This is a genomic window from Streptomyces sp. CA-250714, from assembly GCF_050936705.1.
In the GTDB taxonomy this organism is placed as follows: domain Bacteria; phylum Actinomycetota; class Actinomycetes; order Streptomycetales; family Streptomycetaceae; genus Streptomyces.
Map to the genome: position 1 here is coordinate 398,168 of NZ_JBNJMI010000002.1, position 23,780 is coordinate 421,947.

General features: G+C 70.1%; 18 protein-coding genes. 5 read left to right on the top strand and 13 right to left on the bottom strand.

Annotation, left to right across the window (positions count from 1 at the left end; genetic code table 11):
• Positions 1 to 90: 90 nt before the first annotated feature.
• The 12 genes from ACQEU8_RS20670 to ACQEU8_RS20725 all read right to left on the bottom strand — a co-directional run bounded on the left by ACQEU8_RS20670 (position 91) and on the right by ACQEU8_RS20725 (position 15,172).
• Complete coding sequence (locus tag ACQEU8_RS20670) at positions 91 to 2,016, bottom strand: right-handed parallel beta-helix repeat-containing protein (protein WP_433108611.1); 1,926 nt, start codon at positions 2,014 to 2,016, stop codon at positions 91 to 93.
• Positions 2,017 to 2,463: 447 nt separating this feature from the next.
• Complete coding sequence (locus ACQEU8_RS20675) at positions 2,464 to 2,772, bottom strand: SCO5918 family protein (protein ID WP_433103175.1); 309 nt, start codon at positions 2,770 to 2,772, stop codon at positions 2,464 to 2,466.
• Positions 2,773 to 2,946: 174 nt separating this feature from the next.
• Positions 2,947 to 4,482 (bottom strand): DEAD/DEAH box helicase, encoded by a 1,536-nt coding sequence (locus tag ACQEU8_RS20680; RefSeq protein WP_433103177.1) that lies wholly within the window; start codon positions 4,480 to 4,482, stop codon positions 2,947 to 2,949.
• Between the two features lie 401 nt (positions 4,483 to 4,883).
• A complete protein-coding gene (locus tag ACQEU8_RS20685; protein WP_398346036.1) occupies positions 4,884 to 5,087 on the bottom strand; it encodes a cold-shock protein in 204 nt (67 codons plus the stop codon).
• Between the two features lie 368 nt (positions 5,088 to 5,455).
• Positions 5,456 to 7,840 (bottom strand): ATP-binding cassette domain-containing protein, encoded by a 2,385-nt coding sequence (locus ACQEU8_RS20690; RefSeq protein ID WP_433103179.1) that lies wholly within the window; start codon positions 7,838 to 7,840, stop codon positions 5,456 to 5,458.
• A 304-nt stretch (positions 7,841 to 8,144) separates the two neighbouring features.
• Positions 8,145 to 8,561: a VOC family protein gene (locus ACQEU8_RS20695; RefSeq protein ID WP_433103181.1), complete on the bottom strand. Its 417-nt coding sequence runs from the start codon at positions 8,559 to 8,561 to the stop codon at positions 8,145 to 8,147.
• Between the two features lie 5 nt (positions 8,562 to 8,566).
• Entirely contained in the window at positions 8,567 to 9,004 is a 438-nt protein-coding gene (locus ACQEU8_RS20700) for a helix-turn-helix domain-containing protein (protein WP_433103183.1), read from the bottom strand.
• A 249-nt stretch (positions 9,005 to 9,253) separates the two neighbouring features.
• Positions 9,254 to 9,592 carry a MerR family transcriptional regulator gene (locus tag ACQEU8_RS20705; RefSeq protein WP_433103185.1) on the bottom strand — a complete coding sequence of 113 codons (339 nt, stop codon included), beginning with the start codon at positions 9,590 to 9,592 and terminating at the stop codon, positions 9,254 to 9,256.
• A gap of 570 nt (positions 9,593 to 10,162) precedes the next feature.
• On the bottom strand, positions 10,163 to 11,746 hold the full coding sequence (locus tag ACQEU8_RS20710) for an ABC transporter ATP-binding protein (protein WP_433103187.1): 1,584 nt from the start codon (positions 11,744 to 11,746) through the stop codon (positions 10,163 to 10,165).
• Entirely contained in the window at positions 11,743 to 12,597 is an 855-nt protein-coding gene (locus tag ACQEU8_RS20715; protein WP_433103189.1) for an ABC transporter permease, read from the bottom strand. The genes ACQEU8_RS20710 and ACQEU8_RS20715 overlap by 4 nt, the downstream gene beginning before the upstream one ends.
• Positions 12,594 to 13,637 carry an ABC transporter permease gene (locus tag ACQEU8_RS20720; RefSeq protein ID WP_433103191.1) on the bottom strand — a complete coding sequence of 348 codons (1,044 nt, stop codon included), beginning with the start codon at positions 13,635 to 13,637 and terminating at the stop codon, positions 12,594 to 12,596. Before ACQEU8_RS20720 ends, ACQEU8_RS20715 begins: the two co-directional genes overlap by 4 nt.
• A complete protein-coding gene (locus tag ACQEU8_RS20725) occupies positions 13,622 to 15,172 on the bottom strand; it encodes an ABC transporter substrate-binding protein (protein ID WP_433103193.1) in 1,551 nt (516 codons plus the stop codon). Before ACQEU8_RS20725 ends, ACQEU8_RS20720 begins: the two co-directional genes overlap by 16 nt.
• Before the next feature lie 360 nt (positions 15,173 to 15,532).
• On the opposite strand from ACQEU8_RS20725, the gene ACQEU8_RS20730 reads away from it, so the two are divergent.
• From ACQEU8_RS20730 to ACQEU8_RS20750, 5 genes are read left to right on the top strand one after another with little or no spacing between them, the layout of a single operon-like run.
• Positions 15,533 to 16,534 carry a TauD/TfdA family dioxygenase gene (locus ACQEU8_RS20730; protein WP_433103195.1) on the top strand — a complete coding sequence of 334 codons (1,002 nt, stop codon included), beginning with the start codon at positions 15,533 to 15,535 and terminating at the stop codon, positions 16,532 to 16,534.
• A 28-nt stretch (positions 16,535 to 16,562) separates the two neighbouring features.
• Positions 16,563 to 17,588, top strand: coding sequence for an ornithine cyclodeaminase family protein (locus ACQEU8_RS20735; protein ID WP_433103197.1), 1,026 nt, complete (start codon positions 16,563 to 16,565; stop codon positions 17,586 to 17,588).
• Entirely contained in the window at positions 17,579 to 18,949 is a 1,371-nt protein-coding gene (locus tag ACQEU8_RS20740; protein ID WP_433103199.1) for a Y4yA family PLP-dependent enzyme, read from the top strand. Before ACQEU8_RS20735 ends, ACQEU8_RS20740 begins: the two co-directional genes overlap by 10 nt.
• A gap of 41 nt (positions 18,950 to 18,990) precedes the next feature.
• Positions 18,991 to 20,019 (top strand): cysteine synthase family protein, encoded by a 1,029-nt coding sequence (locus ACQEU8_RS20745; protein WP_433103201.1) that lies wholly within the window; start codon positions 18,991 to 18,993, stop codon positions 20,017 to 20,019.
• 4 nt (positions 20,020 to 20,023) lie between these two features.
• Complete coding sequence (locus tag ACQEU8_RS20750; RefSeq protein ID WP_433103203.1) at positions 20,024 to 21,442, top strand: MATE family efflux transporter; 1,419 nt, start codon at positions 20,024 to 20,026, stop codon at positions 21,440 to 21,442.
• A 49-nt stretch (positions 21,443 to 21,491) separates the two neighbouring features.
• Here ACQEU8_RS20750 and ACQEU8_RS20755 read toward each other — a convergent pair whose 3' ends face one another.
• Positions 21,492 to 23,525, bottom strand: coding sequence for an aconitate hydratase (locus ACQEU8_RS20755; RefSeq protein ID WP_433103205.1), 2,034 nt, complete (start codon positions 23,523 to 23,525; stop codon positions 21,492 to 21,494).
• Positions 23,526 to 23,780 lie beyond the last annotated feature (255 nt).

Sequence of the window (23,780 nt, forward strand, 5' to 3'; positions counted from 1 at the left end):
GTGAGATGTCGCAGCAGACGCTAACAAGGGTGCGCGAGCAGCTGCAAGCGAGACCTCCACGGGGAGCCCGGGCCCCCGCAGGGCCGGTGCTCAGCCCGCGCGGGACCGTCGTGCGGCGGGCCGGCCTTGGTCGGCGCCGATGTTGGGCGGGTCGAGGATGGGGTTGTTGAAGAAGTCTCGCTCGGTACGGTCGCCATCGATCTTCGTCCCCGTGCCCAGGGCAGGCGATCCGGGCCGCAGTCGCAGGTCGTCCGGGGTCTTCGGGCCGGCGGAGCGCAGCATCGGGTCGGCTTTCACGGCTTTGGGGTCGTCGAAGTCGGTAGGCAGTCCGATGCGCCAGTACAGGTTGTTGTTGAAAGTGCTCAGGGTGTCCTTCAGCGGCGTGCCCTCCGGGGCGCCGACGAAGATGTTGTTCTCGAACGTCGCCACCCCGCCGTCCTGGATGTCCTTCGAGTCGTTGGAGACCATCCGCGTGTTCGCATGGCTCGTGACGACCGTGTTCCGGTAGACGCGGTTGTTCCTCGAAGGCCCGCACAGTACGGAGATCACGCCATAGCCGGCTCTCGTGTTGCGGTCGTTGATGCTCACGTTGTCGTGGAAGCGGTTGCCGCTTGTGATGGTGTCCCCTGGCGGGCAGATCAGCAGGAATCCGCCCTCGTTGTCATGGCTGTAGTTGTAGCGGTAGACACTTCGGTTGTTGCCGCCGTCGAAGTCGAAGGCCATCGAGTCCTTGGTGCCGCGGCCGCCGGTGACCTCGTTGTACTGGTACAGCACCTCGTCCGCGTTCCACGCCCAGATCCCGGCGTTGTACGTGTTGCCCCGCCTGTTGAAGCCGTTCAGATAGTTGCGCTCCACCAGCGCGCCCTTGGCGTTCTGTACGACGATGCCGTCGCCGCCGATGTCGTACAGCTTGTTGCGGCGGATGGTCAGGCCGGTGATCGCCTCCCAGCTCCTACCGGCGCCCTCGGGGTTCTCGGGGCGGCGGGCCCAGGTGGAGGTGGTACCGATGCCGGTCCGGTCCACGTGGCGGAGCGTGGAGTTCGCGACGCGGATCCCGGCGAAGCGGGTGGGCTTCTTCGAGCCGCGTACGACGAAGAGGATGCCGCCCGAAGGGTCGGGGTCCTTGGCGAAGGCGCCGCCGGTGACATCGTGGACGTCCACTCCCTCCACGACGAAGTGCCTGGCGACGCCGTAGTCGGAGAGTTGGGCGAGCAGGCCCGCACGGCGCTGTGTCTTCGAGGGACGGGCAGCGGTGTTGGAGATGTCGAGGTTGCGGACCTCCCACTGCTCGGTGTTCACGAGGTGCACCGTGCCCCGCGCGCCCGCGCCCTCCAGATGCGGCTTGGGACCTCTACCGTAGGCGTCGATGAGCACCGGTCGCCCGGGGGCGCCCTTGCCCTTGGGCTTGAGCGCGCCGGTGCAGCGGGTGCCGCGCTTGATCAGCAGCCGTTCGCCGGGGCCGTAGGTGTGGGCGCTTGCCCGGGCCGGCGTCCGCCAAGCGCCGGCGGTCGTGGTACCGGCCGCCTTGTCGTTGCCCGCCCGGCAGTCCAGGTAGTAGGTCCTCGCCGGTCGTCCGGCGGTGATGTCGATACGGCTCTGGCTGCGGGGGTGGGCGGTGCCCTCGGAGCTGATGCGAACAGTGCCCTTCGCCGAGGCGGCCACCTTGACCCTGATCTGGACCGGCGGGAAGGTCTCGCTCGGCGCGAGGGCCCGGGAGCCGGGGTAAGTGCAGCTGACCTGCTGTCGAGCGACGGAGCACCGCCAGCCGCGGCCCGACGCCTGGGTCGGAGTCAGTTCCTTCGGGAGGGTGTGCCGGACGGTGACCGGATTCGGCGCCGGCCGGGCGCCGGGGGCGTTGCTGGTCCGCGCCACCAGGACAGCGGACCCACCCGCCACGACTCGGCCCTGCGCCGACACCGTGGTGGACAGCCGCGCAGCGGGAGCCTCCGGCTCGTCCGCGACGGCTACGGGTGACGGGGCGCCGCTCAACGGGCTCAGCCCGAGGACCGCCGCCATCGCCACGACGGCTCCCGCGACGGCACGCCGCTGGGACCTCCCGGAAGAGTAAGAGCGGAACGTCATAAGCCTGACCTCGGACGCTGTGGCTGCCAGTCGCCGTCCGGCCGCAACCGCGGGGAAACTTGACGACCTTGACGAGTCGAGCCAACGCGCTCCGAACCCGAGGACGTCGGTGCAACTCCGCACCACTTCCGCACATTCCCACTGACGGCCGAAGAGCAACTGTCGCGCCCGATCCCTCTAGGCGCGTCCGGTGGCGCTTGCGTACCCGGCGTCGGGGCTGCGCTTGCCCACCCTGCGCCCTGGGGGTACCCCCTGATCGAAGAGCTTGGGGGAGCAGACTGCCCAAGCTTCGCGGGCAAGCCATCAAGGGGCGCGGGGAACTGCGCGACAAGCCACAACGAACCCGCAGCCCCCGAACACCGCACGATCAACGGCGACAGGTCAGGCCGACAAGGGCGTACCCAGCGTCGCGGCGGCCTGCTGGAGCGGGGTGAGCCCTGGCGCGGGCGCGTCCGTGGGAGCGGTGCGGCAGGTGAAGCCGAGGAGGGTCATGGCCCGCTGGACTTCACCGGCGGTGAAATCACGGCGGTCCTGGCGGGTGACGACCTGGCCCACCTGCTTGAAGGGGTAGTGGCGGCGGCCGATGATCACGTAGTCGCCGGTGACCGGCTCGGGCTTGACGCCCTTCATGGATTGCAGCACGCCGCTCTTGGTCAGATCGAACGGGAAACGGGCGATGACACAGCGCATGAGACCTCGCAGGGAGAAGGGGAGAACAGCCGGGAGGAGGGAGGCAGCAGGGCCGCTGCCGCCCCCGCCCCGTCCGCGAGGATGTCAGTCGCGGACAGGACCGGGGGCGTCTGAACCAGCGTCACAGGTACCTCAGGGAGAGATGGGCCAGCGCCTCGCTCACGTACGTACGCTCTACGCCGCTGAGTCGAAGGCCGGCTGCTGCCGAGAGGCACCGCGCCGTGCCTGCGAGGGGCGGCGACCGCGCCGGCCGCGGGAGGCAGTGCTGCGCTGGGGACGTTCGGCGACAGGTGCCGTGATGGTGACGGGGATGCCCGAGGGGGCCTGTGCGCCGGTGATGCGGTGCAGTTCGGCCTCGCCGGAGCGGACCTGGGTGGTCTGCGGGACGATGCCCGCGCTCGCCATCAGACGGGTCATGTCCCGGCGCTGGTTCGGCGTGACCAGGGTGACGACGCTGCCGGACTCACCGGCGCGCGCGGTACGCCCGCCCCGGTGCAGGTAGTCCTTGGGGTCGGTGGGCGGGTCGACGTTCACGACGAGGTCGAGGTTGTCGACGTGAATCCCCCGCGCCGCCACGTTTGTCGCCACCAGCACGGTGACGTGCCCGGTCTTGAACTGCGAGAGCGTCCGGTTGCGCTGGGACTGGGACTTCCCGCCGTGCAGCGCGGCGGCCCGCACCCCACTGGACAGCAGGTCCTTGGTGAGCCGGTCGACGGCGTGCTTGGTGTCCAGGAACATGAGCACGCGACCGTCACGGGCGGCGATCTCAGTGGTGGTGGCGTGCTTGTCGGCGCCGTGGACGTGCAGCACGTGGTGCTCCATCGTGGTGACCGCGCCGGCCGAGGGGTCGACGGAATGCACGACGGGGTCGGTCAGATAGCGGCGCACGAGCAGGTCGACGTTACGGTCGAGCGTGGCGGAGAAGAGCATCCGCTGGCCCTCGGGACGTACCTGGTCGAGCAGTTCCGTGACCTGCGGCATGAAGCCCATGTCGGCCATCTGGTCGGCTTCGTCCAGCACGGTGATGCCGACCTGGTTCAACCGGCAGTCGCCGCGGTCGATGAGGTCCTTGAGCCTCCCGGGGGTGGCGACGACGACGTCGGCGCCGTTGCGCAGCGCACCGGCCTGCCTGCCGATCGACATTCCCCCGACGACTGTCGTCAGCCGGACCTTGAGAGAGCGGGCATAGGGGGTGAGCGCGTCGGTGACCTGCTGTGCGAGCTCCCGGGTGGGGACGAGGACCAGCGCGAGCGGCTGCCGGGGCTCGGCGCGCTGCCCGGCGGTACGGGCCAGCAGCGCGAGGCCGAAGGCCAGCGTCTTACCGGAACCGGTCCGCCCACGGCCGAGCACGTCACGGCCCGCGAGGGTGTTCGGCAGAGTCGCGCCCTGGATCGGGAACGGCACGCTCACCCCCTCCGCAGTGAGGGCGGCGAGCAGCTGCCGGGGCATGTCGAGATCGGCGAACGCCTCGACGGCGGGCAGCGCGGGAGTGATCGTCTTCGGGAGCGCGAACTCACCCTGCACCGGGGCGGGCCGACGGCCATAGCCACCGGAGCGGCCCGACCCGCCGGAACGGCTCTGCCCGCCGGAGCGGCTGGGAGCGCCGGAGCGGCCGGAAGCCGACGAGCGGAAGCGACGGCCGTTGCCGGAGCCCTCGGCACCGCCGGCACGGCTGCGGGAATAACGGTCGTTCGTACGGTTGCGATTCATGCAGAACCTTTCCTCGATGCGGCACGTATCAAGGAATTCCCGCAGCAGAGAAGCGGCGCGGTGAATCGCGAGAACGAGCCGGAATGAAAGCAATGGCGTAAGCGGGCCCGCGCAGAAAAGAAAACTGCGGGTCGATCGCTTGAATACGCCGAGTGATCCCGGCGGCGGGCCAGTAATCCGATTCAGCAGCTCATACGGAGCCGGAATGGAGCTGGGGTGTCCGCCAGGCGATGGGAACGGGTTGGGAAGACTGCCGCGGCTGGGATCGTCAGGGATGCGGGGGCGACGCTGCCACCCTCCCGTGCGACGACCGGGACGGCTGTGCCGTCCCATGCAGCGAGCCGGGACCCAAGGCGCGGGCCCCCAGCTCGTATGCGCGCCGGCGTCAGCCGAAACGGTGCTCAGGCGGGAACGATGTTCTCGGCCATCGGGCCCTTCTGGCCCTGTGCGATGTCGAAGCTCACCTTCTGGCCCTCCAGCAGCTCGCGGAAACCCTGGGCGGCGATGTTCGAGTAGTGGGCGAACACGTCAGCGCCGCCACCGTCCTGCTCGATGAAGCCGAAACCCTTTTCCGCGTTGAACCACTTCACGGTGCCAGATGCCATATCAATTCTCCTTCGGGGGGCAGTGCCCGGGGGCCGCACTGTGCGGGCCCCGTGTCGCCGCGATGATTGCCCCGTCCGGAAAATGGCCGGAAATACAGACGTGCTCACAGCGGCCGTCGGGCCGGTGGAGTCACTCGGAGTGTGGGAACCACAACTGCAACTGAGAACAACAGTAGCACGGGGCGATCGACCCCGGCCTGGTGAACAATTCCACGCTGCCTGCCGATGAGACACCATGATCGCGCCTCGGCCTTATTTCTCATTTCGCGGTCATAGATATTGGCCGACGCGTGCCGAAGACTCTCCCCGGATCGCGTCACCGACCCCTGTGGGAGTGGCCGGCGACACGGTCCGCGGCGCGGGCTCGGTCAGGAGCCGACGTAGGCCGCGAGGTGCTCCCCTGTGAGGGTGGAGCGGGAAGCGACGAGGTCGGCGGGGGTGCCCTCGAAGACGATCCGGCCGCCGTCGTGGCCGGCCCCTGGGCCGAGGTCGATGATCCAGTCGGCGTGCGCCATGACCGCCTGGTGGTGCTCGACGACGATGACCGACTTGCCGGAGTCGACGAGCCGGTCGAGCAGGCCGAGCAGCTGCTCGACGTCGGCGAGATGCAGGCCGGTGGTCGGCTCGTCGAGGACGTAGATGCCGCCCTTCTCTGCCATGTGGGTGGCCAGCTTGAGCCGCTGCCGTTCGCCGCCGGACAGCGTCGTGAGCGGCTGGCCGAGGCTGAGGTAGCCGAGTCCGACGTCGGAGAGCCGGTCGAGGATCTTGTGTGCGGCCGGGGTGCGTGCCTCGCCGGCGCCGAAGAACTCCTCCGCCTCGGTCACCGACATCGCGAGCACCTCGCTGATGTCCCGGCCGCCGAGGCGGTATTCCAGCACCGCGGCCTCGAATCGCCTGCCGCCGCAGTCCTCGCACGGGGTGGCCACCGTCTCCATGAATCCGAGCTCGGTGTAGATGACGCCGTTGCCGTTGCAGGTCGGGCAGGCGCCCTCGGAGTTGGCCGAGAAGAGGGCCGGCTTCACGCCGTTGGCCTTCGCGAATGCCTTGCGGATCGGCTCGAGCAGTCCGGTGTACGTCGCGGGGTTGCTCCGCCGTGAGCCGCGGATCGCGGTCTGGTCGAAGGTCACCACGCCGTCCCGGCCGGAGACCGAGCCGTGGATCAGCGAGCTCTTGCCCGAGCCCGCCACTCCCGTGACGGCGACGAGCACACCGAGCGGGATGTCGACGTCGACGTCCCGCAGGTTGTGCAGCCCGGCGCCCCGCACCTCCAACACGCCCGACGGCGTACGCACCTTCGGTTTCAGGGTGGCCCGGTCGTCCAGGTGCCGTCCGGTGACCGTGTCGCTCTTCCGCAGCGCCTCCACGGTGCCCTCGAAACAGATGACCCCGCCCGCGGTGCCCGCGCCCGGCCCGAGGTCGACGACATGGTCGGCGATCTCGACGGTCTCCGGCTTGTGCTCGACCACCAGCACGGTGTTGCCCTTGTCGCGCAGGCGCAGCAGCAGCTTGTTCATCCGCTGGATGTCGTGCGGGTGCAGCCCGATGGTCGGCTCGTCGAAGACGTAGGTGACGTCGGTCAGCGACGAGCCGAGGTGCCGGAGCATCCTGATGCGCTGCGCCTCGCCGCCCGACAGCGTCCCGGACGGCCGGTCGAGGCTGAGGTAGCCGAGCCCGAGCTCCACGAACGAGTCGAGGTTCTCCCCCAGCGCCTTCAGCAGCGGCGCCACCGAAGGCTCATCGAGGCCGCGGATCCACTCGGCCAGGTCGGTGATCTGCATCGTGCACACGTCGGCGATGCTGACGCCCTTGATCTTCGACGACCTGGCGGACTCGCTGAGCCGGGTTCCGCCGCAGTCGGGGCAGGCGGTGAAGGTCGCGATCCGGTCGACGAATTCGCGGATGTGCGGCTGCATCGCCTCCCGGTCCTTGGAGAGGAACGACTTCTGGATCCGGGGGATCAGCCCCTCGTAGGTCATGTTGACGCCGTTGATCTTCACCTTGCCCGGCTCGCGGTGCAGGAAGTTGTGCAGCTCGGTCTCGGTGAAGTCGCGGATCGGCTTGTCCGGGTCGAACATGCCCGACTCGGCGTAGAACCGCACCGACCAGCCGCCCGCCTTGTAGCCGGGGACGGTGATCGCGCCCTCGTTGACCGACTTGCTCTCGTCGTAGATCTGGGTCAGGTCGATGTCGGAGACCGTGCCGCGGCCTTCGCAGTGGGGGCACATGCCGCCGTGGTAGACGGCGTTGCGCACGATGGTCTTCTCACCGGTGGCACTGGTCATCACGCCGCTCGCCTTGCGCGCCGGCACGTTGAACGCGAAGGCGGTGGGCGGGCCGACGTACGGCGTGCCGAGCCGGCTGAACAGGACGCGCAGGATCGCGTTGGCGTCGGTCACGGTGCCGACGGTCGAGCGGGGGTTGGCGCCCATCGGTTCCTGGCCGACGATGATCGCGGTGGTCAGCCCGTCGAGTACGTCGACCTCGGGCCGGGCCAGCGTCGGCATGAAGCCCTGCACGAAGGCGCTGTAGGTCTCATTGATCATCCGCTGCGACTCCGCGGCGATCGTGTCGAACACCAGGGAGCTCTTGCCCGAGCCGGAGACCCCGGTGAAAACCGTCAGCCGGCGCTTCGGGATCTCGATGCTGAGGTCCTTCAGATTGTTCTCACGCGCGCCGTGCACGCGGATCAGATCGTGGCTGTCGGCAATGTGCGGCGCAGCCGACTGTCTGTCCGACCCCGAGGGCGTGTTCATCGTGTCTCCATCTGTTCAGCGGGCCCCTTCGCAGCCTGGACAGGCCTCGGTCGGCTCGATCCGACCAGCTGGGAGCAGTAGTACGTCCGGTCCTACTTCGTCGGCGCGGTCACGGCAATGGTCCGTCGGCCACCTGATCGGCGGTGCCGCCCGGGACGGCGCGACGCGCGTCCGGCAGGCGCCGACGGCCGTCGCGGGTCAGCTGGCGGTCAGTCCCCTCCTCCGCCTCGCGCCCGGCGTGGATGCGGCGCGGGGCTCACTCCGGCAGGGCGCAGGGCAGCGCCCGGCGGGAGCGAGCCCGGGCTCACTGCTTGCGAGGCTGGGCGAAGCGGAGCATATTGCCGGAGGGATCGCGGAAGGCGCAGTCGCGGACGCCGTACGGCATGTCCATCGGCTCCTGCAACACCTCGCCGCCCGCGGCGCGGATCCGCTCGAAGGTGGCGTCGCAGTCGTCGGTGGTGAAGATGACCCCGCGCAGCAGGCCCTTGGCCAGCAGTTCCGCTGCGGCCTGCTTGTCGGCGGCCGAGGCGTTCGGGTCCGCGACGGGCGGTTCAAGGACGATCTCCACGCCGGGCTGCGACGGCGAGCCGACGGTCACCCAGCGCATGCCCTCGAACGCGACGTCGTTGCGCACCTCCAGGCCGAGAACGTCCCGGTAGAAGGCGAGCGCCTTGTCGTGGTCGTCGACGGCGATGAAGCACTGTGAAAGCTTGATGTCCATGCCGTTCACGCTACGGGCGGGGGTCGGCTTTCGCTTCTCCATTCCTGACCGGTATTCCTCACCGGTCGGGTGTGGATCTTGATGACGCAGGGCGGGATGGCGGCACCGTCGTCATGGCGGCGGGCCCGGTACGAGCTCGGGCTCTCGCCAACCAGCTCGGTGAACCGCGAGCTGAACGAGCCCAGCGAGGTACAGCCGACCTCGAAGCAGACCTCCGTCACGGACAGGTCACCCCGCCGCAGCAGCGCCTTGGCCCGCTCGATCCGGCGCGTCATCAGATAGCTGTACGGCGTCTCCCCGAAGGCGGCGCGGAAGCTGCGGGAGAAGTGGCCCGGCGACATGAGGGCGACGCGTGCCAGCGCCGGAACGTCCAGCGGCTTCGCGTAGTCGCGGTCCATCAGGTCACGGGCCCGGCGCAACCGGACGAGATCCTCCAAAGTCACACGATCAGCATCCCACAGCACTGCACCGCCGACGCCGACGCAGCCATGAGGATCACAGTCCGTGACCGGAGCTTGAGGGAGGCCCCGCGGGTGGCTGCCCGCTCGGTCCCGGCCGGCACGGGACCGTGCGCGGTGGGGGTGCCGGTGACCTTGGGGGGAAGCGAGGGCGCGGGGCGGGCCGCTGACCGCGAGCCGGCGCGGCACCTGGGGTCAGCAGCCGAATCAGCTGACAGCCCAGCAGGAAGAGGGTCAGGCGTCGGCCTCGTGGCGGGGCCCGGCAGCGGAGCGCCGCAGTTCCTCGTTGATGCGCTGGGCTTCTTCGAGCTGGTCTTCGAGGATCACGATGCGGCACGCAGCCTCGATGGGGGTGCCCTGGTCGACGAGCTCGCGGGCGCGTGCGGCGATCTTCAGCTGGTAGCGGGAGTAGCGGCGGTGCCCGCCTGCCGAGCGGAGGGGGGTGATGAGGCGGGCTTCGCCGATCGCACGCAGGAAGCCCGGGGTGGTGCCGAGGATTTCGGCGGCGCGGCCCATCGTGTAGGCGGGGTAGTCCTCATCGTCGAGACGGTCCAGGGAGTTCTCTGCGGTCATTTGCACCTCTGTTCGGGGAACGCATCGAGGGGCCCTGGTGCTGAACAGCACCAGGGCCCCGAGGGACTTAACACCATCTGCCGGCTTACTGCGCTGCCGGCTTTCTCTTTCCGCGCGGTCCCCCGGAAGAGGGGGACGTATGCGGGGATCGCGGATGCGTGACCGTGGGACCACCTTCCAATCCGGGGCCTGCGGTACCCGGGCTGACGAGATTCCCGCCCGGGCGATCCTGATGGCGTCTGCCTCCTTGTTCTTCTTTCCTGCTGATCAACCGTTACTTGCGGATACTGCACACTTCCCGCGGCCCCTGGTGGGCCGCTCGGCCCGGCAGTCAGCGACGGGACCCTGAGAACTTCCGGCCCCGCCGCTCCACTGCCGGTGCTGCATGCGCGGCAGTTCGTCTCTGCCGCACCCAATCGATCTCTTGGCTACACAGAAAACGTTAGCCCCGGCACGCTCCCATGTCTACTCTCGCCATGACAGATTTTCTGCGCGAGGCACCGGCGCACTCCTGCTGCCCCTGTCACCCGAAAGGCTGCAACTGCGGTCACCAGCAACCCGGGGCACGAGTCAGTCCGCGGACCCCGCAGCCCCCGCGGCTTCCGCGCCGAAGGAGTGGGCGGGTTGGAGGCTTCCGGCCACCAGTCCAGCGGTGACCGGGTGAGTCGGCGAGCTGAACATCTGGGCGGTGGGGCCCGACTCGACGGCTCTGCCGGCGGACAGGACGAGGAGGCTGTCGGTCCGGTCCGCGACGAGACGCAGATCGTGACTGATGAGAATCAGAGCCAACCCCCGGCTGTCCCGCAGCTCTTCGAGCAGGTCCATCACCGCGGTGGCTGTCCCGTCGTCGAGCGCCGAGGTGACTTCGTCGCAGACCAGTACGTCGGGGTCGGTTGCCAGTGCGCGGGCTATGGCGGCGCGTTGGCGCTGTCCGCCGGAGAGCTCGTGCGGATAGCGGTCCGCGAAGTTGGCGGGGAGGCCGACGTGTTCCAGGAGTTCGAGCACCCGTGCGGCGTACTGTTCGCGGCTGGTGCGCCGGTGCAGTCGCAGCGGGCGGCCGATGGTGGCGCCGACGGTACGGCTCGGGTTGAGCGTGCCCAGCGGGTCCTGCGGTACCAGTTGGAGGCGTCGGCGTTGTTCGCGGGTGCGGCTGTGGGCCGACGGGGCGAGGCGCAGCCCGTCGAGGGTGACCGTGCCGCTGGTGGGCCGGTGCAGCCCGACGATGGCGCGTACCAGCGTGGTCTTGCCCGATCCTGAGGCCCCGACGATGCCTGTGCTGGAGCCGGCGGCGACGGTGAGGCCGATGTCATGGAGAACGGGTGTGCGTCGGCCGCGTCGTACGAAGGCGGCGTGCAGTCCGGACACGTCGAGGGTCGGTTTGCCGGCGGGCACGGGCCGGTCGGCGGTGCGTGGGGCGGGACGTTTTGGTGGGGCGGTGCCGCTGGACAGGTCCACGACGTCGTCGGCGAGCCGGGAGAGCAGGTCGGTGTCGTGGCAGGAGAGAGCGACGGCGAGTTGGTGCTGGGTCGCCAGATGGCGCAGGAGTTCGGCGATCTCGTCGCGCACCTCCGGGTCGAGCCCGGCGGTGGGCTCGTCGAGGAGGAGCACGTCCGGGCGCCGGGCCAGCGCTCTGGCCAGGGCGACGCGGCGCTGCTGGCCGCCGGAGAGCTCGCCGGTGCGCCGGGAGGGCAGTCCGTCGTCCGGGGGCAGCCGTACCTCGGTGAGCAGCGCGTCGAGCGCCTCGCGCCGTCGGTCGACGGCGACTTCCGCGAGGAGGTGCCGCACCTTCATCCGGGGGTTGAGGCCGGAGCCGGGGTCCTGGCCGACGTAGGCGAGGCGGTTGCGGCGCAGTGCGCGCAGGTCGGCGGCGCCCAGCGTGAGGACGTCCTGGCCGAGGACTTCGACGTGTCCGGCAGTGCGCCGGGCGCCCGGGGGCAGCACGCCGACCACGGCCTTGAGCAGCGTGGTCTTACCGCAGCCTGACGGCCCTGTGAGCGCGGTGACGCGGCCGGGACGAACGTCCAGGCGACCGCCGGTCACCAGGAGTCGGCCGTCCGGGGCTGCGATGGTCAGATCCGTGACGCTCACCGCGGCACCGGAGGTGGGGGCCGGCTTTGCGGGATCGTCCGGGTACCAGTCGGGCATGTGGTTCACAGCGTGCTCACCGCTTTCCGGCCGGTCGTCGGGACGAGTGCCGAGGCTGCCAGGTTGACGCTCATGGCGAGGAGTCCGATGGCGATGCTGGGCGCCAGTACGGCCCAGGGGTTGAGGACGATGCCGCCCGCGTTCTCCCTGACCATCAACGCCCAGTCCGCTGCGGGTGGTTGGGGGCCGACCTGGAGGAACCCGGCGGTGGTGACGACATAGACGGCGGCGACGAAGCGCAGGCCGAACAGGGCGAGAAGAGTGGCGCGCAGATTCGGCAGGACGTCCCGTAGGACGAGGTGCCACAGCCGCTCGCCCCCGACCGCCGCCGCCTCGATGTATCCGGAGGCCGCGACGGGCGCCGCTGCGCCGGCGACGAGACGTACCGCGTAGGGCACACCCATCACGACGGCCACGGCGACGATGGCGAGCCTGCCGCCGCCCGGCCAGGACAGCGCGACGAGGAGGATGCCGAGTACGGCCGGCAGCAGCATGAGTACGTCGGCGGACCGCTCGACGATCCGGCCGACCGCGGGGCGCAGCGCGCTGACCGCGCCGAGCACGGCTGCGGTGGCGGTCACCAGGACCGTCGCCAATAGGGAGGTGACGATGAGTTCGCGGCCGCCGGCGAGGAGGCGGGTGAGCACGTCCCGGCCGAGCTGGTCGCCACCGAGCGGTGCCCGGCCGCCGGGTTCGGCGTACGGGGCGGTGACCGGGGTGTCGATCGCGTGCGGGGCGAGCCATGGTCCGACCAGGGCGAGGGCGATGAGGAGGAGGGCGGGCAGGATGCGCAGCAGGGCGCCTCGTCGGAGGCGGCCGCGTACCGGCTGCTTGGCATCGGCCGCTGGCGGGGCGGTCATACGCGTCCTCCGGAAGCCCAGGCCCGCACGAAATCGGCGAGCAGCAGTACGCCGGTGATGACGGCTCCGGTGACGGCGACGACGCCGGCGATGACCGGACTGTCCCGGTCGGTGACGGCTCCGGCCAGCACCGAGCCGATGCCGGGGTAGTTGAAGATGGTCTCCACCACGACCGCGCCGCCGAGCAGCATTCCGGTCGAGGTGGCGATGCCCGCCGCGATGGTCGGCAGCGCTCCCGGCAGCAGATGGTGGGTGAGTACGCGGTGCCGCGGCAGTCCGTCGATCACCGCCGTCTCGACGTGGGGGGCCTTGGCCTCGTCCGCGAGTGCGGCGCGCACGATGCGGGTGTTCCAGCCGATCTGCGGGATCGCCAGCGCCAGTACGGGCAGTACGAGCATGCGCCAGGAGGCGGGTGAGCCGTCGGCGCCGGTGAGGGTGACGGCGGGCAGCCAGTCGGTCCACAGCGCGAAGACGAGCACGAGGGCGACCGCCACCACGAATTCGGGCAGCGCCAGCACACCGGTGGCGGTCGATGAGACGGCCCTGTCGGTCTTTCCGCCCGGTTTGAGGGCTGCCCAGCACCCGAGAGCGAGCGAGGCGAGCAGGGTGACGAGCAGCGCGAGGCCGCCGAGCAGCACGGTGTTGGGGAAGGGTTTGGCGAGCAGTTCGGCGACCGGCACGCCGCGCGCCGAGGTGCCGAGGTCGCCGGTGGGCAGGCCGGTCATCCAGTCGGTGAACCGGCTCAGGAGGGGCTGGTCGAGGCCGAGGAGCGCACGCCGCTGTGCGAGGTCGGCGGCGCTTTCCCCGCGTTCCGAGGTGGCGGTGGCCGCGTCGCCCGGCAGCAGTTCCACGGCGGCGAAGACGGTGGCGAGCAGCACGGCGAGCAGCAGTGCCCGGCGGACGAGCAGGGCGAGCAGGGCCAACGGGCCGCTCAGCCGCAGGCGTCCGAGGAGCGGGGGCGGGGCCGGGAGGCCGGCGACCGCGTCGGCCGGCCCCCCGTTCGCCGTCTGCTGCGCCGTACGGCTCAGCGGGCCAGCCATGCCCGCTCGAGCTGCACACGTCCGTAGCCGGGCAGGGTGGGCAGGCCGCGCACCGGGGCGGCGGCCAGGTCGATGCCGTCGGCCATGCCCCACAGCAGATAGCCGGAGCTGTCGTGCTGGATCTTCTGCAGTTCGCGCATGGCCTTGGCGCGCGCGCCGGCGTCCTTGGCGCCGATGGCCTCGCGGTAGGCCGCGTCGAACTTGCGGTTCTTCCAACCGGTCTCGTTGGTGCCGGAGTCGGAGTCCATGGTCTTGCTTGCGAAGAAGATCACGGAGTCGTTGGTGCCCCAGTACGTGGCGTAGAGGTCGCCCTTGAGCCAGGTCTTGTCCCAGAAGGTGGCGGATTCCTGCTTGACCACGTCGATCTTCACCCCGGCCTCGCGGACCTGGGAGGCGAACAGGGTGGCGGATTCGGCGAGTCCGGGGATGTCCTCGGTCGTCATCAGTTTGTACGTCTTGGAGGTGTCGAAGTCGGCTTCCTTCAGCAGCGACTTGGCCTTGGCGAGGTCGCGGGAGCGCTGCGGGATGTCCTTGGCGTACTCCGGGTCGCCGGTGCCGAGGATGTCGTTGGCGACCGTTCCGTAGCCGGACAGGACCTGCTTGACCATGGCCTTGCGGTCGACAGCCAGCCGCAGGGCTTCGCGGACCTTCTCATCGGCGAACGGTCCGTCGGCGGTGCGCATCACAATGGGCATCGCCATGTCGTCGCGACGCCGGATGATCTTGATGTCCTTGCGCTTCTCGCCCGTACGCGCGGCCACGGGACCGACGTTGGAGGCGAGGTCGATCTGGCCTGCGAGCAGGGCGTTGGCCATCGCCTGCGGGGATTCGAAGATCTTCACCTCGATGGCGTCGAGGAGCACCTCGCCGCCGTGCCAGTTCTCGTTGCGTACGAGGCGGGCGTTGCCGGAGCGGAACCAGTCCAGCTTGAACGGGCCGGTGCCGGGCGCCTTGGGGATCTCCTTGTCCTTCGTGTCCTTCTTGAGCACGAATGTCGTCAGCCGGGTGAGCTGGGGCAGTTCGGCGTTGGCGTAGTCGGAGACCAGCACGACGGTGTCGGAGCCCTCGGCCTTGATGTTCTCCGCCTTGATACCGGGCAGCCGGGAGGCGCCGGAGGGGGTTTTGCGCAGCCGGCGCAGCGACCAGACGACGTCCTCGGCGGTGACGGGTGAGCCGTCGTGGAACTTCGCCCCCTTGGCGAGGGTGAAGCGCCAGGTCTTCAGGTCCTTCGACGCCTGCCACTTGGCGGCCAGGCGGGGGACGGTGTTGGTTGTCGCCTTGTCGGCGGGGGCGGTGAGGGTGTCGTGAACGAGCGCGATGATGAGGTAGTCGCTCTCGTTGGCCTGGGTGGCGTGCGGGTCCCGGGTGATGGCGGAGGTGCGGCCCAGTGCGCCCACCCGGAGCGTGCCGCCCTTCTTGGGCTTGGCGCCCGCGGGCTGCGCTGAGGGGTCATCACTCCCGGTGCAGGCGGTGAACAGTCCCGCCATACCTATCGCTCCGCCGGCCCACAGCACTTGGCGCCTGTTGATGCTCACGTACGTCCTCAATCCGGTTCGGGGCAACGGGGGGGCTTAGGTTTGCCTATCCTAATGGCGGCAACGGGCGCAAGAGCGCCCCCGCTCGAACGGACGTACACGAAGTATTAGTGCGCCCCCAACGATCCGCTGTGCGCCCCTTTTTGGCACCCGTAAGCCCCTGAACAGCTAGCGAGCAAGGTTTGCCTAACCTAAGTTCGTGCTAGCGTGCAGGGCATCCGCCGGTTCACCGGCCCCTGGCCGTGCCTGCGGTCATTCACGTCTGTCCGTTACACCGCCGAGGCCTCGGCCGGGAGCGACGGACCGACGTCACGGCACCCCCCGATGTCTCCTTGCCACCGACGAAAGTGATCTTTTGGCATGAACACGGCAGCCGCCGCCGCACCTGTTCGCCAGCTCGACGACCGCACGTTGGAGGAATTGCGCAACGCCGCGGTGAAGATCCTCGACGAGTTCGGCACATCCGCCACATCGCCCCAACTACTGGAGCGAGTTGCTCAGATGTCCGACGGATTCGGTGAAACGCTACGTCACCACTGCCGGCCCATCGACACCGCGGACGGCCTGTTCGTCCTGCGTGGCCTGGAAGTCGACGACGACGCCGTCGGCCCGACCCCCGCCGGCTGGGCAACCGCCCAGGACAGCGGGGCCCTTCACGACATCACACTGCTGCTGCTCGCCAGCGTCATGGGCAACCCGATCGCCTGGGAGGGCCAGCAGGACGGCCGCTTCGTGCACAACATCGTCCCGGCGCCCGGACACGAGACCGCGCAGACCGGCGCCAGCAGCTCCGTACTGCTCAGCCCGCACACCGAGGACGCGTTCCACCCCGGCCGTGCGCACCTGCTGATGCTCGGTTGCATGCGCAACCACGACAACATCGCCACAACCGCCGCCAGCATCCGCAAGGTCCGGCTCACGGACGAGGACATCGACATCCTGACCCGGCCCACGCTGCCGATCCTCCCGGACGACGCCTACGCCGAAGCGCAGGGTTACACCGACCAGACGCCGCCCGCCGTGCCCACGCTGTTCGCCTCCGAGGAGGGCATGACGCTGCGCTTCGATCCGGCGTACACCCCGCTGGAGGAAGCCGACGAGACATACCGGGCCGCCTACCGGCGCCTGGAGGACGAACTCGCCCGCGTCTCGGTCGCCGTCAGCCTCGACCCCGGCGAGATCCTCGTCGTCGACAACGACCTGGTCGTGCACGGCAGGGTGCCCTTCCAGGCCCGCTACGACGGCACCGACCGCTGGCTCAAGCGCGCCTCCGTCCGCGTGCCCGGGCGGCGCACCCGCCCACTGGCCGAAGCCGGCGAGCACGGCTACGGTCAGGCCGCCCTCGAAGCACACGCCGCCTGAACGCCCGCCCACGGACCGGAGGAACACCATGACCGACACCTCGGCCGTCCCCGCCGGAACCGTCACATCCGGCGACGACACACACCTGCGGATCCTGTCCAGGACAGATCTGGCCGGGATCGAGATATCCCTGTCCGACGTGGTCAGCACGGTGGAAGGTGCCTACCGCACCCTCCACGCCGGCCAGTCGGACAACCCCCGCAAGCTGACCGTCAAGCCGCACGACGAACACTCCGTCTCCTACGCGATGCTGGGCCGGGACGGCTCCCGTGACGTCGTCGCGATCAAGACCTCCTACAAGCACGGGCTGGACAAGGGCCGCGAGGACCAGCACTACTACACGACGCTGACCCTGTACGACGACGTCACCGGCCTGCCGGTGGCGATGATGGACTGCTCCCGCATCGGCTCGCTGCGCACCCCGGCCGTCTCCGCGCTGCTGGCCCGCGAGTGCGCCGCGGACGGAGCCCGCAGCGCCCTGGTCATCGGCACCGGAACCCAGGGCCGCCTCGCCCTGCCGTTCCTGCTCACCACGCTCCCGGACCTGGACCGGCTGATGCTGTTCGGCACCCACTCCGAGGGCGTCGCCGCCGTCCGGGAGCAGCTGCGCGGTCACTTCCCCGACCGCGACGTCGAACTCGTCACCGAGTTGCGAACTGCCGCCGCGGAGGCCGATGTCGTCGTCGCCACCGCCGGAGCCCACACGCCCGCCGCAATCGAGGCGGACTGGCTCAAGCCCGGCGCGCTGTCCATCCTCGTCGGCCACGGTCTGGCCCCCTCGACACTCCACCAGGCCGACCGCGTCGTCGCCACCAGCGAGGCGCAGATGAACGTCACCGGCACCGACATGGCCGACGCCGAGGGACGACTGCCCGCCGTCGACACCGAGTTCCCGCCCGTGCTCGCAGGTGTCGCCCCCGGCCGCCGGTCCGCCACGGAGCGGATCTTCGCCTACAACAGCGGCCTGGTCGTCACCGACATCGCGCTGGGCCACCGCTTCGCGCAACTGGCCCTCGCCCAAGGGCTCGGTACCGAGGTGCCGCTGTGGCAGTGAGCGAAACCCCCTGGCCCACCCTGCCCGTACTGCCCGACCCCGCCACGGACGCGGTCCTGGCCAGCGGACTGGTCGAGGAACTCTCCTACGCTTTCGGCGGCCCGTTCCACTTCCTGCTGCCGGACGCCTTCGACGCCAACCTGGCCGCGCTGCGGACCGTCATGGCCGAGGCCGATGTCGACGGGTTCGTGTACTTCGCGAAGAAGGCGAACAAGGCCGCCGTGTGGATCGAACGCTGCGCCGCGAGCGGCGCTGGTGTCGATGTCGCCTCCGTGGGCGAGCTCCGCGAAGCCCTCGGACACGGGGTGCGCGGCGAGCACCTCGTGGTCACCGGCCCGGCCAAGAGCGGGGAGCTGCTGCGGCTGGCGGTGCGGCACGGTGCGCTGATCGCCGTCGACGCACTCGACGAACTCGACACGCTCATCACGACAGCCCTGACCGGCGCGGTACGCCCGGCCAGGCTATTGCTGCGCTGCCTGCCTCCCGCCCAACCGCACAGCCGCTTCGGAATGAACGACGCCGAACTGAGCACCGCCATGGACCGCTGTGCGCGGGCAGGCGAGGCGGTGCGCATGGAGGGCTTCAGCTTCCATCTGTCCGGCTACGCCGTCCAGCCGCGCGCCGACCTCGCCGCGGACCTGGTGGCCCTGTGCCTCAAGGCCCGCGCCGTGGGCCTCGAAGCCGGCCGGATCAGCATCGGCGGGGGCCTGGCGGTCAGCTACACCGACGCCGACAGCTGGCACACCTTCCTCAGCGAGCAGCGGAGCGGTCACTACCACGCGGGCAAGTCGTTCGGCGCCGACGACTTCTACCCGTACCACTCCCCCGCCGCGGGCGCGGAGGCACTGCGCGCCCTGCTCGGCACCCGCCCCGAGGGCCACAGCCGCAGCCTCGCCGAACTGCTGCGTGAGGCCGGGGTCACCCTGCTGATGGAGCCCGGCCGCATGCTGCTGGACCGCGCCGGAGCGAGCGTGTTCCGGGTCCAGGGCGTCAAGGAACGGGACGGCTACCAGCTCCTGACCGTCGACGGCACCAGCCTGAGCCTGTCCGAGCAGTGGTTCAACAGCGAGTACCTGCCCGACCCACAGTTGCTCCCCCGGCACGCTGACGCGCCGGCAGGCACCTGGCCCGCCGCCATCGGCGCTGCGACCTGCCTGGAATCCGACATGCTCACCTGGCGGAAGATCCCCTTCCAGCGTCAGCCGCGCCCCGGGGACCTGCTGGTCTACCCCAACACGGCCGGCTACCAGATGGACTCCAACGAGTCGCCGTTCCACGACCTGGCCCTGCCGCCCAAGGTCGTCATCGACCGCACCGAACGCCCGCGTCCCCGCTGGCGGCTGGACAGGCACTTCTCCTGACCCGCGCCGCCCACCCTCAGCCCGACCCACAGGAGCATTCGATGCCCGGAGCACTTCAGCGCCCCGCCGTTGTCTCCCGCGTATCCGACCTCATCGGCTACACCCCTCTGTTGGAGCTGGCCGTCACCGAAACCGGCAGCCGCCTGCTGCTGAAGCTGGAGATGTTCAACCCCACCGGAACCGCGAAGATCCGCATGGCGCGCCAGATGGTCATCGACGCCGAGGAGCGCGGCGAGCTGCGGCCCGGCGGCCGGATCATCGAGTCCACCTCCGGGAACACCGGCCTCGGTCTCGCCGTCGTCGCCGCCGAACGGGGCTACACCTTCACCGCCGTCGTCGACAACCACGCCAGCGCCGACAAGCTGCGCGGAATGAAGGCCCTGGGCACCGAACTGGTCTACGTCGTCGACGACGGAACGGAGGAACTCGCCACCGCGGCCCGTGAGGAACTCGCCGAGGAAATGGCCCGCGGCAAGGACAACACCATCTTCACGGAGCAGCACAACAACCCCAGCAACGGTGTCGGCTACTTCCCTGTGGCCCACGAACTGGCCGAGGCGCTCGACGGCGACATCGACATCCTGATCGGAGCGGTCGGCACCGGCGGCTGCCTGTGCGGCACCACCCGCGAGCTGCGTACCCTCGTCCCCGACTGCACGACCATCGGCGTCGAGCCCAAGGGGTCCATCGCCTTCGGCGGCCCGGCGCACGACTACTACCAGTCGGGCACCGGCACCCCGGAGGGAGCGGAGATCGGGGCCCTGGTGGACTACGACCTCATCGACGAGGGCGTCAAGGTGGGCGACATCGAAGCCTTCGCCACCTGCCGCGCGCTCGCCAGGACCGGTCTGCTCATCGGCGGCTCGGCAGGCGGCGTCGTACACGAGGCACTGACCCGGCTGCCGGCCCTGCCGCCCAGCACGACTATGGTCGCGCTCGTCAACGACGGCGGCGAGAAATACATGGACACCGTCTTCAACGACGACTGGATGCAAGACCGCGGCCTCCTCGATCCCGCAGCGGAACGGGAGATCGAGGAACTCCTCACCAAACTCCGCAGGAACCGATAAGCCCATGCTGACCACACTGCTCCGCGACAGCCGCGCCCTGGCCTCCCTCGCCGTCCCGCTCATCCTCACCCAGCTCGCCCAGGTCGCCCTGACCACCACCGACACCGTGATGATGGGCCTGCTGGGCACCCGCGAACTGGCCGCCGGCGGCCTGGCGATCGTCATCTTCAACCAGCTGCGCACCATGGGCGTGGGTCTGGTCACCTCCGTCGGCAACCAGATAGCCTCGGCCGCCGCCCGCGGTGAGCGGGCCACCGCCGAGGCGGGCCGAGAAGGAGGAACCGGCCCCAAGGGAGGAGACGGAGAGGGGCACGAGGAAGTCCGGGCGATCGTCCGCGCGAGTCTGGCCGTGGCCACGCTCGCCGGTATCGCCGGAGCCGTCCTGCTGATCCTCCTCGGCCAGACCCTGACCTGGTTCGGCCAGGACGCCGAGATCGTCGAACTCACCCAGACCATGCTGCTGGCGCTGGCTCCGGGGCTGCTGCCCTGTCTGTGGTTCCAGGCCATCCGCCAGTTCACCGTCGGCATGCGACGCCCCCAGGCGCTCCTCCAGATCACCCTCGCGTCCATCGCCGTCAACGCGGGCCTCAACTGGCTGCTCATCCATGGGACCTGGATCCTGCCCCGCCTCGGCCTGACCGGCGTCGGCGCCGCCACCTCCACCGTGTACCTGCTGTCCTTCCTCGCCCTGTATGTGTCGGCGAAGAGGGACAGCGAGCTGGCGCCGCTGCTGTCCATGAACGCCGCGAAGGCCGACGCGGCCACCGTCAAGCGGCTGATCGGCCTGGGCGTGCCGATCGCGGCCACGTACGGCTCGGAAGCCGGGTTCTTCTCCCTCACCGCGCTGATGGCCGGCTCCTTCGGGCCTGCCGCGCTGGCCGCGCACACCGCGGTCAACCAGCTCGTGTACATCGTCTTCCAGGTGGCCGTCGGTCTGTCCCACGCGGCGTCCATCAACGTCAGCCGCGAGCTCGCCCTCGGCCGCGCCGACGACGCGCGCCGTATCAAGAACACGGCACTGGCGTGCGCGGCGGCGGTGATGGCGGTCGTCGGCATCGTCTACCTCGTCATGCCGCAGCTCGTGCTGGCCCCGTTCCTCGACTCCGGCTCCGACCGGGCGCTCACCATCGCCACCCACCTGCTCGTGGTCACCGCGTTCCTGCAGTTCTTCGACTGTGCGCAGAACATCGGTGTCGGACTCCTGCGCGGCCTCGACGACACCAAGAGCGGCTTCCGTATCACTCTCGTCGGCTACTGGGCCGTCGGCCTGCCCGCCGCCTGGCTCCTGGCCTATCCGCTGGGCCTGGACACCCTCGGCATCTGGCTCGGTCTCCTCACCGGCCTGGCCACGACCGCCATGCTTCTGCTGCGCCGGTACAGCCAGAGTCTCGTCGGCCGCGTCAGCGATCCCGTTCCCGCCTGAGCGTGGCCCCGACTGACCGGACCCCGGGGCTCGCCGCTGCGGGGTCCGGTCAGCTCTCCTCCGCCGCGAGCGCCGGAATGATGCCACCGGCGAGGACGGTGGCGCGGCGGCTGGGCGGCAGCCGGTGGCGCAGGGTGTACTCCTCACCGCGGGTGGTGTTGCGCACCCTCAGCACGGGTTCCGCCTCGTCGCCGAGGGCCGCGCGCAGCCCCTCGAAGTGCAGCTGGTCGTCGTGCTGGACGCGGTCGTAATCGGCCGGGTCGACGAACTCCAGGGGCAGCACACCGAAGTTGGTGAGGTTCTGCCAGTGAATGCGCGCATAGGACTTGGCGATGACGACGCGCAGGCCGAGGTAGCGGGGCGTGAGGGCGGCGTGCTCGCGGGAGGAGCCCTGGCCGTAGTTGTCGCCGCCGACGACGACGTGCGCGGCGACTGCGCTGTCCCCGCCGCTCTTGACGGCCGCCTCCTGGTGCTCGGTCGCGCGGGCGGGGTAGTCGGGGTCGAGCCGGGTGAAGGTGAAGGTGGCGAGCGCGGGAATGTTCGACCGGTGCGGCAGTGCCCTGGCACCTGCCGGGGAGATCTCGTCCGTTGACACGTCGTCGCCGGTCTTGAGCAGTACGGGTGCGTCCAGGGTGTCCGGCAGCGGATCGAGGTCGGGCAGTGCGGAGATGTTCGGGCCCCGGTCCAGCTGGACGTGGACCGCCTCCGCGGGGGGTGGCGGGGGCTCCAGCATCGCCTCGTTCGGTGGGAGACGGCGCAGGACTGGCAGCTCGGGCCGGTCCACGCCGGCGCGGGCCGCCCACTCGCGTGGATCGGTGACGACGCCGGTCAGCGCGGACGCGGTGGCGGTTTCCGGGGAGCACAGCCACACCGCGTCCTCCTCGGTGCCGGAGCGGCCGGGGAAGTTGCGGGGGAAGGTGCGCAGGGAGTTGCGGTTGGCTGCGGGCGCCTGGCCCATGCCGATGCAGCCGAGGCAGCCCGCCTGGTGGATACGGGCGCCGGCGGCGATCAGGTCGAACACGGCACCGGCTTTGCTGAGGTCCTGGAGGATCTCGCGGGAGGTCGGGTTGACGTCGAAGCTGACGCCCGGCGCTGTCTGCCGTCCCTTGGCCATGGCCGCGGCCACCGCGAAGTCCCGTAGCCCCGGATTGGCGGACGAGCCGACCACCGCCTGGTCACAGGGCTCGCCTGCCACCTCACGTACGGCGACCACATTGCCCGGGGAGGTCGGGCGGGCGATGAGGGGTTCGAGTGACGACAGGTCGATCTCGTCGTCCAGGTCGTAGCGGACGTCCTCGTCGGCGGCGAGCGGACGGTAGGCATCGGCACGGCCCTCGCTGCGCAGGAAGTCGCGCACTGCCTCGTCGGACGGGAAGACGCTGGTGGTGGCCCCCAGCTCGGCGCCCATGTTGGCGATCACGTGCCGGTCCATGGCGCTCAACGAGGCGAGTCCCGGGCCGTAGTACTCCAGGACCCGGTTGACGGCGCCCTTCACTCCGTGGCGACGCAGCATCTCCAGCACCACGTCCTTGGCGCTGACCCAGTCGGGCAGCTCGCCGGTGAGGCGGATGCCCCAGATCTCGGGCATGGTGATCCGCAACGGGCGCCCCGCCATGGCCAGCGCCACCTCCAGGCCGCCGGTGCCCACCGCGAACATCCCGAGCGAACCGGCCGCGCAGGTGTGGGAATCGGAACCGGCCATGGTCTTGCCGGGCAGACCGAAGTGCTGCATGTGCACGGGGTGCGAGACGCCGTTGCCCGGTTTTGAGTACCAGACGCCGAAGCGGCGCGCTGCCGAGCGGAGGAAGGCGTGGTCCTCGGCGTTGCGCTCGTCCGTCTGGAGAATGTTGTGGTCCACGTACTGGACGCTGACCTCGGTACGGACCCGGTCCAGGCCGATGGCCTCCAGCTCCTGCATGACCAGGGTTCCGGTGGCGTCCTGGGTCAGCGTCTGGTCGACGCGCAGACCGACCTGCGTACCGGGCTCCAGCCGGCCCTCGACGAGGTGCTCCGCCATGATCTTGTGGGCGACGCTGCCGTTGGTCCGGCGCTCGTCGCCCCCGTCCGCTCCGCCTCCGCGCACATCCGCCTCCGGTCCGTCGTGGCTTGCCCCGGCCGGGTACCAGTGCTCCGCGGAGTACCCGGTGCTTCCCCGACGATTCCTCTCGGACGGACGGCAGCCGGGATCCGAGAGCAGCCGCGGACAGGAAGCAGCTGTCCGACAGGCAGCCGGCCGGGAATCGTGCCAGCATGAAAAAGCATCTCCAGCGCCGGGTCCGTGACCATCGGCGCCACCGCCGAAGCCACCGGATCGGCGAACGCTGGAGCACCCCTCAGC